General features: G+C 54.7%; 15 protein-coding genes. 6 read left to right on the forward strand and 9 right to left on the reverse strand.

The features are described from left to right. Nucleotides 1-50: 50 nt before the first annotated feature. On the reverse strand, nucleotides 51-509 hold the full coding sequence (gene soxR, locus AOY23_RS11450; protein ID WP_038158349.1) for a redox-sensitive transcriptional activator SoxR: 459 nt from the start codon (nucleotides 507-509) through the stop codon (nucleotides 51-53). An 86-nt stretch (nucleotides 510-595) separates the two neighbouring features. Between soxR and soxS the strand changes: the two genes are divergently transcribed. Next, on the forward strand, nucleotides 596-925 hold the full coding sequence (gene soxS / locus AOY23_RS11455) for a superoxide response transcriptional regulator SoxS (RefSeq protein WP_015368734.1): 330 nt from the start codon (nucleotides 596-598) through the stop codon (nucleotides 923-925). Here soxS and AOY23_RS11460 read toward each other — a convergent pair. Both AOY23_RS11460 and AOY23_RS11465 read right to left on the reverse strand, forming a co-directional pair. Beyond that, entirely contained in the window at nucleotides 910-2508 is a 1599-nt protein-coding gene (locus AOY23_RS11460; protein WP_054179756.1) for an EAL domain-containing protein, read from the reverse strand. The two genes, soxS and AOY23_RS11460, sit on opposite strands and share 16 nt — an antisense overlap. A gap of 204 nt (nucleotides 2509-2712) precedes the next feature. Further along, a complete protein-coding gene (locus AOY23_RS11465) occupies nucleotides 2713-3459 on the reverse strand; it encodes a PAS domain-containing protein (protein WP_152958521.1) in 747 nt (248 codons plus the stop codon). Between the two features lie 690 nt (nucleotides 3460-4149). On the opposite strand from AOY23_RS11465, the gene AOY23_RS11470 reads away from it, so the two are divergent. Continuing rightward, nucleotides 4150-4431 carry a YjcB family protein gene (locus AOY23_RS11470; RefSeq protein ID WP_049849108.1) on the forward strand — a complete coding sequence of 94 codons (282 nt, stop codon included), beginning with the start codon at nucleotides 4150-4152 and terminating at the stop codon, nucleotides 4429-4431. 60 nt (nucleotides 4432-4491) lie between these two features. On the opposite strand, the gene ssb1 is transcribed toward AOY23_RS11470, so the two are convergent. Next, entirely contained in the window at nucleotides 4492-5025 is a 534-nt protein-coding gene (ssb1, locus tag AOY23_RS11475) for a single-stranded DNA-binding protein SSB1 (protein ID WP_054179758.1), read from the reverse strand. Between the two features lie 246 nt (nucleotides 5026-5271). Here ssb1 and uvrA point away from each other — a divergent pair, with 246 nt between their 5' ends. The 3 genes from uvrA to AOY23_RS11490 all read left to right on the forward strand — a co-directional run bounded on the left by uvrA (nucleotide 5272) and on the right by AOY23_RS11490 (nucleotide 8986). Beyond that, entirely contained in the window at nucleotides 5272-8097 is a 2826-nt protein-coding gene (gene uvrA, locus AOY23_RS11480) for an excinuclease ABC subunit UvrA (RefSeq protein WP_054179759.1), read from the forward strand. A 118-nt stretch (nucleotides 8098-8215) separates the two neighbouring features. Beyond that, entirely contained in the window at nucleotides 8216-8647 is a 432-nt protein-coding gene (locus AOY23_RS11485; protein ID WP_054179760.1) for a hypothetical protein, read from the forward strand. Then, nucleotides 8648-8986, forward strand: coding sequence for a hypothetical protein (locus AOY23_RS11490; RefSeq protein ID WP_054179761.1), 339 nt, complete (start codon nucleotides 8648-8650; stop codon nucleotides 8984-8986). It begins immediately after the preceding gene. 28 nt (nucleotides 8987-9014) lie between these two features. On the opposite strand, the gene AOY23_RS11495 is transcribed toward AOY23_RS11490, so the two are convergent. The 5 genes from AOY23_RS11495 to dnaB form a co-directional block, all read right to left on the reverse strand. Then, nucleotides 9015-9371, reverse strand: a complete 357-nt coding sequence (locus AOY23_RS11495) for an MmcQ/YjbR family DNA-binding protein (RefSeq protein ID WP_038158366.1) — start codon at nucleotides 9369-9371, stop codon at nucleotides 9015-9017. Nucleotides 9372-9544: 173 nt separating this feature from the next. Then, entirely contained in the window at nucleotides 9545-10258 is a 714-nt protein-coding gene (aphA, locus tag AOY23_RS11500) for an acid phosphatase AphA (RefSeq protein WP_054179762.1), read from the reverse strand. 164 nt (nucleotides 10259-10422) lie between these two features. Beyond that, nucleotides 10423-11616: an aromatic amino acid transaminase gene (gene tyrB, locus AOY23_RS11505; protein WP_054179763.1), complete on the reverse strand. Its 1194-nt coding sequence runs from the start codon at nucleotides 11614-11616 to the stop codon at nucleotides 10423-10425. A 131-nt stretch (nucleotides 11617-11747) separates the two neighbouring features. Beyond that, nucleotides 11748-12827 (reverse strand): alanine racemase, encoded by a 1080-nt coding sequence (gene alr / locus AOY23_RS11510; protein WP_054179764.1) that lies wholly within the window; start codon nucleotides 12825-12827, stop codon nucleotides 11748-11750. Nucleotides 12828-12972: 145 nt separating this feature from the next. Continuing rightward, nucleotides 12973-14388 carry a replicative DNA helicase gene (gene dnaB, locus AOY23_RS11515; protein ID WP_054179765.1) on the reverse strand — a complete coding sequence of 472 codons (1416 nt, stop codon included), beginning with the start codon at nucleotides 14386-14388 and terminating at the stop codon, nucleotides 12973-12975. A gap of 63 nt (nucleotides 14389-14451) precedes the next feature. Between dnaB and AOY23_RS11520 the strand changes: the two genes are divergently transcribed. Further along, nucleotides 14452-15435 carry a quinone oxidoreductase gene (locus AOY23_RS11520; protein ID WP_054179766.1) on the forward strand — a complete coding sequence of 328 codons (984 nt, stop codon included), beginning with the start codon at nucleotides 14452-14454 and terminating at the stop codon, nucleotides 15433-15435. Nucleotides 15436-15470 lie beyond the last annotated feature (35 nt).

Consider the following 15470-nt stretch of genomic DNA (forward strand, 5'->3'; position numbering starts at 1 on the left):
AAAGACAAAGACCGGAACGACTAAAGCGCCCTTCGTGGCGCTTTAGTTTTTTATTCGTCTTCCGGAAAGTGCGCGCCCGGCCCCTTTTCACCGAGTTTATCGCCAGGGTTTCGCAGCGGGCAGTCAGTGCGCGACAGACAGCCGCACCCGATGCAGCCGTCCAGTTGATCGCGCAGCGCCACCAGCGTGTGGATGCGGCTGTTCAGCTCCTCACGCCATTGTGAAGAAAGTTGCTTCCACTCTTTGGCGCTCAGCCGGTGCCCTTCCGGCAGCACACCAAATGCCTCGCCAATGGTCGATAGCGGAATGCCGATGCGCTGAGCAATCTTGATAATCGCCACATGACGCAGCACGTCACGACGGTAACGGCGCTGGTTTCCGGCGTTACGCGTACTTTTGATAAGCCCTTTGCTTTCGTAGAAATGCAGCGCAGAAACGGCAACACCACTTCGTTTCGCCACTTCGCCGGGCGTCAGCAGGGATTTTATGCGGGGTGATTTCTTTTCCATAAAGCGCTTTACCTCAAGTTAACTTGAGGAATTATACTCGCCTTCAGACACTACGACGAATCGAAAAATGCAAAAAGAGGCCCTGTATGTCCCATCAGGATATTATTCAAACGCTTATTGAATGGATTGATGAACATATCGATCAACCGCTTAACATTGACGTGGTCGCGAAAAAATCAGGTTACTCGAAGTGGTATCTGCAACGGATGTTCCGTACCGTGACGCACCAAACGCTGGGGGATTACATTCGCCAGCGCAGGCTGCTACTGGCGGCGGAGGCGCTGCGCACCACGCAACGTCCTATCTTTGATATCGCGATGGATCTGGGTTACGTCTCGCAACAAACCTTCTCCCGGGTCTTCCGCCGCGAGTTCGATCGCACGCCGAGCGACTATCGCCATCAGATTTCCGCCTGAGGCACCCGCAGGCGGACCTGGCATGATGAAACATCCAGCCACTGCATAAATTCCTGCGGTGGCATGGCTTTCGCGAAGTGCCACCCCTGACAGAACTGCACACCCCGTTTCGCCAGCCACGAGACCTGCTCAACAGTTTCCACGCCCTCAGCAATGGTCTTCAGCCGGAGGCTTTGCGCCATCTCGATAATATGCTCGGCGATCAGATGGCTGGTGCTGTTGGTGGTGAGGGTATCGATAAACGACTTATCGATTTTAAGAATATCGACATTCAATGAATAGAGGTTGTGCAGGTTGGAATAACCGGTGCCAAAGTCGTCGATAGCCACTTCATAGCCCGCCTGACGAAATGCCTGGATCACCGGGGTGGTTTTCGGTACATCAATAAACCCGCGCTCGGTGACTTCGATTTTGATTTGTTGCGCACGGACATGGTGGCTTTGCGCTTTTTCTGAGATCAGCGCAATCAGCCGGGAAGAATGGAAATCCGACGCGGAAAGATTGATGGAGACATACAACTGCGGGTGTGTTGCCAGAAATTGCCCCATCTCCGCGAACATCTCTTCGACCACGTAATCGGTCACCTGCTCTATTAAGGCTTCTTTTTCGGCGAGCGGAATAAATTCCGTCGGGCTCATGACCTGACCATTGAATCCCGGCCAGCGCAGCAGCGCTTCGGCACCCACGCAGCAATTATTTTTAATGTCGACGATCGGCTGATAATGCAGTCGCAATTGCCGTTTATTAAGCGCGCGCTGGAGTTTGCGTCGCGGCGAATTAATTTGCTGACGGGTGCGCGACCAGACCAACAAAATGAGTACGCTGCAGATCGCCCCCAATGGCAGGGTTAACGTCGCCTGATGCCAGAGATTTTCGTAATAGCGGTGATCCTGCGTCGAGACAATAACCGCAACGGGACGACGGTCAGACAGTACGACAGTATAAAAACGCCCGTCATTTCGAAACGACGCATTACTGTCGCGAATCAGCGGGCGTAATGTCTGTGGATCAGATATCGCGCTGACCGAGAAAAAAGAATTGGTTTTGGTGTCATAAACACCGTAACTCAGCGACGTATCTTCAGAGATCACTTCGCTATAAGAGAGAGGATTGACCACCGCGACATAATTATCCCGCTGCATGTAGATCATCGAGTAACCCGAATAAAACGGCGTGTCACGATAGTAATAAACCGATATATTCGGATTTTTCTGATAACTCGGCAGCGGCATAGTAAAGGGCTGTGCCGGATGATAAACAGTCGAACAAAGGAACTGATTACCCTCGGCGTAGATTAAATCCGTGACGTACAACTGCCCGCGCACAATATTTAGCATCGCCTGTTGATGCTCCGGTGTACAGACCTCGCCACGATAGTCTTCCGCCTCGCGACGGGTCTCTTCCGCCTCGTGGATAACGATTTCGGTTTTATCGAGCGCAAGCTGCGCAAAGGTCTGCAATTGACCGGTGGTTTCCGACATTGCCCGCATTTGCGCAAACCAAAGCGCCAGCATCACGGGTAATAATACCACCATGATAACGCCGACAACGCGCAGCACCTTGTCTCGCACCCTACGATTCATCCAGCCCGATATCCCTGTTTCATTGCGCCTGAATGTCAGGCCCATGGCTTTGATTGCAGGTGATTACGTTGCATGAATCAAACAACATTAGCAACCGTCTTTTTGCTCTATATTCCTGATATTTCGTTATGACGATTTTATTTCACCGTAAGGCAAACCAGGAGACAGGCTGGCGTTTTTATTAAGGGCACAATTTCCTTTACGTTAAAAACGCGCAGTACGACTCTTTTTTAAACCCGTCACATCCACGCCAATATTTAGTATCGTGCCATCGGCCATGGTAATATTCGACCACAGCGTTGTCAGCGTGGCGCCATCGCGACGCACCGGGTAGCGGGTATGCATTTCCGTTACGGGCGTGTCATTGAACGGGCTAAAAGAAAGGCGCACCTGCTCACGCATCACCGGGTCAGGGTAAAATAATTCCAGCGGATCGGCGTAACGATTAATGTCGTTTTGCGTCCAGCCAAACGATCGCTCACAAGCCCGATTCCATAATATGCATCGCCGACGGGCATCGAATGAATTTAATAATATTGGCGCGCAGTCTAACATGACTTTATATCTCACCATGATGGCATTTAATTCACTGGCAGTACGCTCTTTAAGAATCACATCGGAAAGGTAGCCTTTCAGTTTTTCCGCCAGAATAATAGCAATGCTTTTAATCACTGAGGAGGATGTCTGCGAATAAGGAAAAGCGACAAATAAATAATTACTGTGGCTGGCACCCTGTAAAGGAATTTTGCATAACGCCGCGCTTTTTATTATTCCGGCGTCAGGATGAGAGTCCGGATAAAGCAACTTGCCCGCCTCATTTCGCCAGTACCGGATGCGCCAGTTTCGATCCGATTCAAGCCGGGATAGCGCCAGCAGACGCATGACGTGATGATAGTGACATTCAAGTTCCCCGGCGACCTCCAGCCGCGGCTCCTTGCCATCGTCGATCATCGTCCACGTCAGGCACGCGCCCAGCGCGGTGTTGATGGTAAAAAGTAAGGGGCGCAACGGCTGATGCGTGGATAATCCGGGCATCAGTTGCGCCAGCATATGCAGCCCTAAGGCGGCATCATTTATTGCGGTGTGCAGCGTGTCATTATTCATTTTATCAATCACAGGTTGAGGGAACGAAATAAACCTGCAATGAAAATCAGACGTCGATCCAGCCTACGCAAAGTATTTGCGCAGCAAATGTTCAGGAGTTAATACAACCACGAGAAAGGTGTTCAGCAATGCTTACAAGAAATCAAAACAACCCAGTAAATCCAGCCGCTGATTGCCTTATTGCAAGTAAAAATAACTGTCCACGACAGCATAATCCAGCTGGCTGGCCCTGTAAATATTGTACAACGGCACCGCGCGGGTACAGATTTGGCTATCTCTCTGAATTGGCATGAAAGGGAGGTAAATAAAAGTAATGTTCAACGGAGAATATATTCTCTGTTCCCGTGACGCCTCGCAAATTTAACCGGCAAAAAAAGTCACTTTTTGAACTGGCGAATAAAACACCAAATGTGATATAGTTCACACATCCTAATGCAAAAGAAATTTCGTTTCATTCAATCGCTAAATGTCCTGAGATAGCCAGCCTGCAATGACGTTCGCGCTGTCAAAGGCAACCGTTTTTCTGAGGAAAAATTCATGGCATCGATCACCACCGGCGTTGTGCTGTTGCGCTGGCCGCTTTTCAGTGCAGTGCTGATGTTCTTAGCCAGTACGCTCAACATTCAGTTGCGTAAATCCGACTATGCCGGGCTGGCAGTAATCTGTAGCGGCCTCGGTGTGGCTGCCGCCTGCTGGTTCGCGACGGGCTTGCTGGGCATTACGTTAGTGGATATCGCCACCACCTGGGGCAACATTAAAGACGTGATGATTGAAGTGATGAACCAGGCGCCGCCAGAATGGCCGATGGTGTTAACCTGATACAAAAAGAGCTTCCCGGGGGAAGCTCTTTTTTTCGTCTGATGACCGCAAAAAGCGGGATCAGAACGGGATGTCGTCGTCGAAATCCATCGGCGGTTCGTTAGACGGCGCCGGAGCAGATTGCTGCTGCGGACGAGACTGCGCGCCGCCGCTGAACTGTGCGCCACCCTGCGGCTGCTGAGGCTGACCCCAACCGCCCTGCTGCTGCGGCTGACCACCGCCTGCCGGTGCACCTGCGCCCTGCTGACGGCCGCCCAGCATCTGCATGGTGCCGCCGACGTTCACCACCACTTCCGTGGTGTATTTTTCTACGCCGGACTGATCGGTCCATTTGCGGGTACGCAGCTGGCCTTCGATGTAAACCTGAGAACCTTTACGCAGATATTCGCTGGCGACTTCAGCCAGTTTGCCGAACAGCACAACACGGTGCCATTCCGTCTGCTCTTTCATTTCCCCGGTCTGCTTGTCACGCCAGGATTCGGAAGTAGCCAGCGTAATGTTGGCAACTGCACCACCATTCGGCATGTAGCGTACTTCCGGGTCCTGGCCCAGATTACCGACGAGAATCACCTTGTTTACGCCTCTGCTGGCCATGATCGTGTCTCCTGAATACGTTTTGAAATAGTGTAAACGCGCGATTGTACCACCACAAAGCGACATTTTGATAGCTGCGAGCATGATTCCAGAAATCTCGCGTCATTAATCATTTTTGCACATAATCGAGGAAGATGCATTCCAATACTGTATATTCAAACAGGTTTAATTGTGTCATAATTAGCCGTTTCTGCCGTTTGTCCTTCAAGCAAACCAGGCATTCCGAGTCTCTACCGGGAAAGGTGAATGGATAAGATCGAAGTTCGGGGCGCCCGCACCCATAATCTCAAGAATATCAACCTCGTCATCCCTCGCGACAAACTGATTGTCGTCACCGGGCTGTCGGGTTCAGGCAAATCTTCACTGGCTTTTGACACGCTGTACGCCGAAGGGCAGCGCCGCTATGTTGAGTCGCTGTCAGCCTACGCGCGCCAGTTTCTGTCGTTGATGGAAAAACCGGACGTCGATCATATCGAAGGCCTGTCGCCCGCGATCTCCATTGAACAAAAATCGACCTCGCACAACCCGCGTTCGACGGTGGGGACGATCACGGAAATCCACGATTATCTGCGCCTGTTGTACGCCCGCGTCGGGGAGCCACGCTGCCCGGATCACGACGTACCGCTGGCCGCACAGACTGTCAGCCAGATGGTGGATAACGTGCTGTCGCAGCCAGAAGGCAAACGCCTGATGCTGCTGGCACCAATCATTAAAGAACGTAAAGGCGAACACACCAAAACGCTGGAAAACCTGGCAAGCCAGGGGTATATCCGCGCCCGTATCGACGGTGAAGTGTGCGATCTCTCTGATCCGCCGAAACTGGAATTACAAAAGAAACACACCATCGAAGTGGTGGTCGATCGCTTTAAAGTCCGGGAGGATCTGGCGCAGCGTCTGGCCGAATCCTTCGAAACCGCGCTGGAACTGTCCGGCGGCACGGCGGTCGTCGCGGATATGGACGATGAAAAAGCCGAGGAGTTACTCTTCTCCGCTAACTTCGCCTGTCCGATTTGCGGTTACAGCATGCGTGAGCTGGAGCCGCGTCTGTTTTCGTTCAACAACCCGGCGGGTGCCTGCCCGACGTGCGACGGCCTCGGCGTACAGCAATATTTCGATCCGGATCGCGTGATCCAGAACCCGGAGCTGTCGCTGGCAGGTGGCGCGATCCGCGGCTGGGATCGCCGTAACTTTTACTATTTCCAGATGCTGAAATCGCTGGCGGACCACTACAAATTCGACGTGGACGCGCCGTGGGGCAGCCTGAATCCGTCCGTGCATAAAGTGGTGCTGTTCGGTTCCGGTAAAGAGTCGATTGAATTCAAATACATGAACGATCGTGGCGACACCTCAATCCGCCGCCATCCGTTCGAAGGCGTTCTGCATAACATGGAGCGCCGCTATAAAGAGACCGAATCGAGCGCCGTTCGTGAAGAGCTGGCGAAATTCATCAGCAACCGTCCGTGCGCGACATGCGACGGTACGCGCCTGCGTCGTGAAGCGCGCCACGTGTTTGTCGAAAACACCCCGCTGCCGACCATTTCAGACATGAGCATCGGCCACGCGATGGACTTCTTCAATAATCTGAAGCTGTCCGGCCAGCGCGCGCAAATTGCCGAAAAAGTGCTGAAAGAAATTGGCGATCGCCTGAAGTTTCTGGTCAACGTCGGTCTGAACTACCTGACGCTTTCCCGCTCAGCGGAAACGCTGTCCGGCGGCGAGGCGCAGCGTATTCGTCTGGCAAGCCAGATTGGCGCCGGGCTGGTTGGCGTGATGTACGTGCTGGATGAGCCTTCTATCGGCCTGCATCAGCGCGATAACGAACGTCTGCTCGGCACGCTGATCCATCTGCGCAATCTTGGCAATACGGTGATTGTCGTTGAGCATGATGAAGACGCGATCCGCGCGGCAGACCACATTATTGATATCGGCCCGGGTGCGGGCGTTCACGGCGGTCAGGTGGTGGCCGAAGGGACGCTGGACGCCATTATGTCGGTGCCGGAATCGCTGACCGGTCAGTTCATGAGCGGTAAACGCCAGATTGAAATCCCGAAAAAACGGGTACCGGCGGATCCGCAGAAAGTGCTGAAACTGAGCGGTGCGCGCGGCAATAACCTGAAAGACGTCACGCTGACGCTGCCCGTCGGCCTGTTTACCTGCATCACCGGGGTTTCAGGTTCCGGTAAATCAACGCTGATCAACGATACGCTATTCCCGATCGCCCAGCGCCAGCTCAATGGCGCGACGATTGCAGAACCGGCGCCGTATCGCGAAATCCAGGGGCTGGAGCATTTCGATAAAGTCATTGATATCGACCAGAGCCCGATTGGCCGTACGCCGCGTTCCAACCCGGCGACTTATACCGGCGTTTTCACACCGGTACGCGAACTTTTCGCCGGGGTGCCGGAAGCCCGTTCGCGCGGGTATACGCCAGGACGTTTCAGTTTTAACGTGCGCGGCGGACGCTGCGAAGCCTGTCAGGGCGACGGCGTGATCAAAGTCGAAATGCACTTCCTGCCGGATATCTACGTACCGTGTGACCAGTGCAAAGGCAAACGCTATAACCGCGAAACGCTGGAGATTAAATACAAAGGCAAGACGATCCACGAAGTGCTGGATATGACCATCGAAGAAGCGCGTGAATTTTTTGACGCGGTTCCGGCACTGGCGCGTAAGCTGCAAACGCTGATGGATGTGGGGCTGACCTACATTCGTCTCGGTCAGTCGGCAACCACCCTCTCCGGCGGTGAAGCGCAGCGCGTTAAGCTGGCTCGCGAGCTGTCGAAACGGGGTACCGGTCAGACGCTCTACATTCTCGATGAGCCAACCACCGGTCTGCACTTTGCCGATATCCAGCAGTTGCTGGACGTACTGCATCAGTTGCGCGATCAGGGCAATACCATCGTGGTGATTGAGCATAACCTGGACGTCATTAAAACGGCGGACTGGATTGTCGATCTCGGCCCGGAAGGCGGTAGCGGCGGCGGGGAAATCCTCGTTTCCGGTACACCAGAAACGGTGGCGGAATGCGAAGCCTCGCACACCGCGCGCTTCCTGAAACCAATGCTGAAATAATCCCCCTGCGCCCTGTTGATTCTCTTCAGGGCGCATGACTTTGCCTCTTTTTTACTCACTTAATACCGCGGGCTTGCGCTATGCTGGACGACATTCACCGCTTGCCCGGGCCACGGCTATGCCTGCTATCCGCCTCATCAGAATCACTTTTTTATTACCGCTGCTGCTGTTAACCGCCTGTTCCATGACGGGAAGCTATAACGGCGACGCCCATCGTCAGCTGGTGATGCTACAGGCACTGCATATGCAATTCATTGATGACGCCACGTTGAGCGATACCCGTGACGCAGTGCTGGATGAGCGCGATTATCGTCTGCAGTACCGCGCGGCGCGGCTGTTCGCTGAAAATCTGGGCGATCCGCTGCGTCTGGATAACCTGCAGTCGCTGCACAAAATCTGGCAAGCGCAGTCTGATCGCTTCCGGCAGCAGCAGCGGCCGTTCAACAGCGCACAGGCCAGCGTGTTCAGCCGCCAGGCGAGCGCTGCTTACCAACAAGCCATCCACGGTGAATGCTTACGTCCGCATTCCGTTTGTCACCAGGGGTTATAAATGTCGATTTTAAATGATCTGGAAACGGCGTTTACCCGCCCGGCATTTCGCCAGCAGGCCGGGGAGATTGTCGGCGGAGAATGCCTGGCGCTGTTTAAGCAGGGTCTGGAGGACAACGACGCCTTTATTCGCGAAACCTGCCAGCAACTGGCAGAGGCGTTACGCGCCAGAGCGCGTGGCGAACTGGAAGAGGAAGATATCAGGGTGGTGCTTGAAGGGTTGCAGGAGCAATTAGCAATACAAATGACCAACGCGCAGATCGCCGTGCGATCCCGCATGCAGAGTATTGTTGAGCAACTGATCAGCCTGTCGCTGTCGGTGCTGATCACCGCACTGTAGTTATTAGCCGGAAGTGATTGATCGGCAGTTATTCGCCGAGAATGCTTTTCCGGGTCTCTTCCGGGATCAGCGTCAGCGCCTGCTCCCACGAGGCATCAACCAGATAGTAAATTTGCGAATCCGGCAGCGTGCCGTCGAGATACACCGTGCTCCAGTGCGCTTTATTGAGATGTTTGCTGGGCCGCACATCGCTGTGCTGCTGACGCAGCAGTTCGGCAAGCTCCGGGCTGGTTTTTAATGATGTCGCCGGGCGACCCTCAACTTCCTTCACCATGGCAAACAACACGTCGGCAACCTTGATCTGTGTGGCCTTCCAGTCACTGTGGACGCTCTGCTCAGCGCCAGGTTTCTTCATGCAATACTGCAAAAGCTCCGAAATGGTCATTTCTGTTCTCCGTGCCCACTCAGGCAATTCCAATGTAATGTAGAGAGGATCTGTCTAAGTGTGCAGCAAGATGACGAAAGGTGAAACTTTCACCACACGACCAGCACAAAAAAAAAGCAACCCGAAGGCTGCCGTGACGAAAAATGGCTGAATAGTCTGGTTTTACCGAAGCGTTAGTATTCCGAATTAACGATCACCTCTTCACCAAATTTTCCGGCCATCGGTAACGGCTGGTAAGTTGAGTTTGATGCCCGCAACACACGGATCCCCCGCACACCCACTTCGCGCGCGGCGGCGATATCGTTATCAGAATCGCCGTAGAACATCCGAATGTTCTTTTTCTGCAACCAGACCGTTTTGGCATTTTGCCCCGGCTTATCACCAGCAAAAATGACCGGATTCATGTTCGCCGCAGGAATGAGAAAATCATCCTGCAGGGTTTTCGAGACCGTTTCCGTACGGGTCTGGCTACGGCCGGTGACGAAATAAATGCTGTCTCCGCGTTTGATGTGCATGGTGATCAGCGCTCGCGCGACTTCTTTCGGAATGCTGAACTCATCCCAGCCGTTATTCATTTTTTGCCAGAATTCGGGGTTCTTCAGATACGCTTCACTCTGGGGCGACCAGGTTTTTTTCCCCCGCCAGAAGCCCGGGCTGGAAAACAGCACGGTGTCATCAATATCAAAACCGACCGCCATCGGCGGACGACCCAACAGACTGTTCTCAATTTGCGCCACAGAAACCCAGTGGATGGGCGCCTGTTCAGCCAGGCGAGCAACGTTAGTACCGGAATAGACGGGAGAAGGTGATGAAGCACGGGCAACAACCGGGTTGTTGAGCGTGAATAGCAGGCAGACGGCGCTTAACGCCATGGTGATCTTACGCATATTATTCCCTGAGTGTGCTAAAGATTTTTTGGGATTTTATATTTCTGATCGAGTTGTCGATCTGACCTTACTCTCGACGGGGTTTTGACGGAAGGGAAAAAGTCGGAGAAAAAGGGGGTGATCACACTCATCACCCCGGTTTAAGAAAAATTGCAAGTAAGTACTTACATTACCGCGCAGAACGCCTCTGCAACGCGGTGAACGTTGCGCGAATTGAGGCCCGCAACGCACATGCGGCCGCTGGCGATGAGGTAAACGCCAAACTCGTCACGCAGCCTGTCCACCTGCGCCGCGCTGAGTCCGGTATAGCTGAACATGCCGCGCTGCCTGAGCAGGTAATCGAAATTACGGCCCGGCATCGCCGTTTTCAGCACGTTGACCAGTTCCTGACGCATCGCCAGGATGCGGGTGCGCATCGTCTCCACTTCTTCCAGCCATGACGCTTTCAGTTCCGGGTTGCCCAGCACTGTTGCGACAACCTGCGCGCCAAAATTCGGCGGGCTGGAGTAGTTGCGACGCACGGTCGCTTTCAGTTGCCCCAGCACGCGCCCGGCTGTTTCTGCGTCTTCACAGACCACTGACAACCCACCAACGCGCTCGCCGTAGAGCGAGAAAATCTTCGAGAAGGAGTTGCTGACCAGCAGTGGCAGGCCTGAGCTGGCAAAGGCGCGAATGGCGTACGCGTCCTCTTCCATGCCCGCGCCAAAGCCCTGATAGGCGATGTCGAGGAACGGGATCAGCTCGCGGCTCTTTGCCACTTCCACCACCGCATCCCATTGGGTATTGGTTAAATCCGCACCCGTCGGGTTATGGCAACACGGATGCAGCAGCACGATGCTTTGCGCCGGGAGTGTGTTCAGTTTTTCCAGCAGCGCGTCGAAGCGCACGCCGTTGGTTTCTGTGTCGAACCACGGGTAAGTGCTTACTTCGAAACCCGCGCCTTCAAAAATCGCCACATGGTTTTCCCACGTCGGGTCGCTGACCCATACGCCGGAATCGGGGAAGTAACGTTTCAGGAAATCAGCGCCAATTTTCAGCGCGCCGGAGCCGCCCAGCGACTGGATTGTCGCGACACGTTTTTGCGTCAGCACCGGATGATCCGCGCCAAAAAGCAGCGGCGCAATGCTGTTACGGTAGGTATTCAGACCTTCCATCGGCAGGTAAACCGATGCGCCGTGCGGCTGTGCGTTGAGCTGCGCCTCTGCGCTCGCCACGGCCTGTAGCTGCGGGATAATCCCGTCTTCGTTGTAATACAGACCAATACTGAGGTTCACTTTGTCACTGCGCGGATCTTCTTTAAAACGCTCCATTAAGGAGAGGATGGGGTCGCCAGCGTAGGCGTTAACTTTCTGAAACACGCGATGCTTCTCCGGATTGTAGACGGGCAGGAATAACAACAATAAACCGGAAGTCAGAGAAGATCGAGGGGATGCGGGAGAAAACGAGAGCGGCCTGAACGCCGCTCCGGTTTTTCATGAAGCAAAAGGATTTAGCCTTCGTACTGCATCGCGACCCGGGAGGTCAGACGCGTAATAAGTTCGTAAGCACTTACTTTTGTGATTTCGGCGATGCGCTCAACGGGTAACCCTGCGCCCCACATCACCACCGGATCGCCAGCGTTATCCTGCGCCTGCGGGCCTAAATCGACACAAATCATGTCCATCGCCACGCGTCCGACAATCGGCACTTCGCGACCGTTCACCAGCACCGGCGTGCCCGACGGCGCCGCGCGAGGGTAACCGTCGCCATAGCCCATCGCCACCACGCCAAGACGCGTATCGCGATCGCTTATCCAGGTGCCGCCGTAACCCACCGGCTCGCCCGCTTTATGCTCGCGTACCGCAATCAGGCTGGAGGTCAGCGACATCACTGGCTGGAAGCCAAAATCCGGCCCCCACGGTTTTTGATCCAGCGGGGAAACGCCATACAGAATGATGCCAGGGCGAACCCAGTCAAAATGCGACTGCGGCCACAGCAAAATCCCGCCGGAAGCGGCAATTGAACGCTGCCCCGGCTTCCCTTCGGTGAAGGTGGTGAAGATATCCAGTTGCTGTTCTGTCGCGCCGCACTCAGGCTCGTCGGCGCGGGCGAAATGGCTGACGATGTTGACCGGCTGGCGAACGTTTTTGCACTGGCAAAGGCGCTGATAAAATCCGTCGGCCTGCTCCGGGCGGATCCCCAGGCGATGCATGCCGGTATCCAGTTTCATCCATACGGTGACCGGCTCAGGCAAATCAGCCTGCTCCAGTGCGTCCAGTTGTTCCTGGTTATGCACCGCCGTGTGCAGATGCTGCTGAGAAATCACCGGCAGGTCGCTGGCATTGAAAAAACCTTCCAGCAGCAGGATCGGCTGAGTGATGCCCCCTTCCCGCAGTCGTAGCGCCTCTTCAAGGCGAGCGACGCCGAAAGCATCCGCATCAGTGAGCGTTCGCGCGGTCTCCAGAAGACCATGTCCGTAGGCGTTCGCTTTCACGACTGCAACCAGTTTGCTGGCGGGCGCCAGTTCACGCAGACGTTGCAGGTTGTGTCGCAGAGCGCGGCGGTTAATTACCACAGTTGCCGCTTGCATTTGAATTCCTTAATAAAATAATCACCTGAATCATTCGCGTTGCAGGAAGGCGACAAGCCCGGGAATCCCCGGGAGCTTAGTAAACTAAGTGACCGGGGTGAGCGGGCGCAGTCAACGCGCCTGCGGCGCGAAGGATGACGGTGATTTACTCATCATCATACTGGGGACCGGCGTAGTTATCAAAACGCGACCACTGACCGTTAAAGGTGAGACGCACGGTGCCAATAGGGCCGTTACGCTGCTTACCAATAATAATTTCTGCGATGCCTTTCAGGTCGCTGTTCTCGTGATACACCTCATCACGGTAGATGAACATGATCAGGTCAGCATCCTGCTCGATGGAGCCCGATTCACGCAGATCGGAGTTTACCGGGCGTTTATCGGCGCGTTGTTCCAGCGAGCGGTTAAGCTGCGACAGCGCCACGACCGGCACCTGCAACTCTTTTGCCAGCGCTTTCAGCGAGCGCGAAATCTCGGCGATTTCCAGCGTACGGTTGTCGGATAGCGACGGCACGCGCATCAGTTGCAGGTAGTCGATCATGATAAGCCCGAGACCGCCGTGTTCGCGGGCGACACGGCGTGAACGGGAGCGCACTTCGGTGGGCGTCAGGCCGGAAGAATCATCGATATAAATATTTCGTTTTTCCAGCAGGATGCCCATGGTGCCTGAGATACGCGCCCAGTCTTCGTCATCCAGTTGCCCGGTACGAATACGGGTCTGATCGACGCGGGACAGCGACGCCAGAGAACGCATCATGATCTGTTCAGAGGGCATTTCAAGGCTGAAAATCAGCACCGGTTTATCCTGCAACATCGCCGCGTTTTCGACGAGGTTCATCGCAAATGTCGTTTTGCCCATCGACGGACGCGCCGCCACGATGATCAGATCCGATGGCTGCAAGCCCGCGGTTTTCTTGTTCAGATCGTCATAGCCAGTGTTAACGCCCGTGACGCCGTCGTGCGGTTGCTGGAAAAGCTTCTCGATACGCGCCACGGTCGCATCAAGCACATCGGCAATGTTCTTCGGCCCTTCGTCTTTATTGGCGCGGCTTTCGGCGATTTTAAAAACGCGGGATTCGGCGAGATCGAGCAGATCTTCACTGGTGCGGCCCTGCGGATCAAAACCCGCTTCGGCAATCTCGTTGGCAACAGAAATCATTTCGCGGACAACAGCGCGTTCGCGCACGATGTCGGCATACGCGCTGATGTTCGCAGCGCTTGGCGTGTTTTTTGATAATTCAGCCAGGTAGGCGAAACCGCCGACGCTGTCGAGCTGACCCTGTCGCTCCAGCGATTCCGCGAGCGTGATCAGATCGATAGGACTGCCGGTCTCCTGCAGGCGCGCCATTTCGGTAAAAATGTGGCGATGCGGACGGGTATAGAAATCATCCGACACAACGCGTTCGGCGACATCGTCCCAGCGTTCGTTGTCCAGCATCAAACCGCCCAACACCGACTGTTCCGCTTCAATCGAGTGCGGCGGCACTTTCAAACCGGCCACCAGCGGATCGCGGTCGCGAGGTTCAGTCTGTTGTTTGTTGAAGGGTTTATTTCCTGCCATAGTGAATGGAGTTACCGAGCCTGATATTGGGTCGTAAGATTATCACAGAGTTCAGGAGGAAGCATGGCAACACGAATTGAATTTCACAAGCATGGGGGTCCTGACGTACTGAAAGCGGTCGAATTTACCCCCGCAGACCCCGCCGACGATGAAATCCAGGTGGAAAATAAAGCCATCGGCATTAACTATATTGACACCTATATCCGCGGAGGATTGTACCCGCCGCCGTCTTTGCCAAGCGGTATCGGCACCGAAGCCGCGGGTATCGTCAGCAAAGTGGGCCGTAATGTGACGCATATTAAAGCGGGCGATCGGGTGGTGTATGCGCAGTCCGCGCTGGGAGCGTACAGTTCAGTGCACAACGTACCCGCCGCGAAAGCCGCCATCCTGCCGTCGGCCATCTCTTTTGAGCAGGCCGCCGCCTCGTTCCTGAAAGGTCTTACCGTCTTTTATCTGCTGCGCAAAACCTATGAAATCAAACCGGATGAACAGTTCCTGTTTCACGCGGCCGCCGGTGGCGTGGGGCTGATCGCCTGCCAGTGGGCTAAAGCGCTCGGCGCGAAGTTGATTGGTACCGTTGGCAGCGCGCAGAAAGCGCAGCGGGCGAAACAGGCGGGCGCCTGGCAGGTGATTAACTATCGGGAAGAGAGCGTCGTTGAACGGCTGAAGGAGATCACCGACGGCAAAAAAGTGCGCGTGGTGTACGATTCCGTGGGGAAAGATACCTGGGAAGCGTCGCTGGATTGCCTGCAACGCCGCGGGCTGATGGTCAGTTTCGGTAACTCATCAGGCGCGGTAACCGGCGTTAACCTCGGCATCCTGAATCAGAAAGGATCGCTTTACGCCACGCGTCCGTCTCTGCAGGGCTATATCACCACCCGCGAAGAGCTGGAAGAAGCGAGCAACGAGCTGTTTTCGCTGATTGCCAGCGGCGTGATTAAGGTTGATGTCGCGGATAATCAGAAGTACGCCCTGCACGACGCGCAGAAAGCGCATGAGGTGCTGGAAAGCCGCGCAACGCAGGGTTCCAGCCTGTTGATTCCATAAAAAATTTGGGCTTCCACCGTAGTGGAAGCCCTTTC

Source organism: Trabulsiella odontotermitis, assembly GCF_001297775.1.
Classification (GTDB): Bacteria; Pseudomonadota; Gammaproteobacteria; order Enterobacterales; family Enterobacteriaceae; genus Trabulsiella; species Trabulsiella odontotermitis.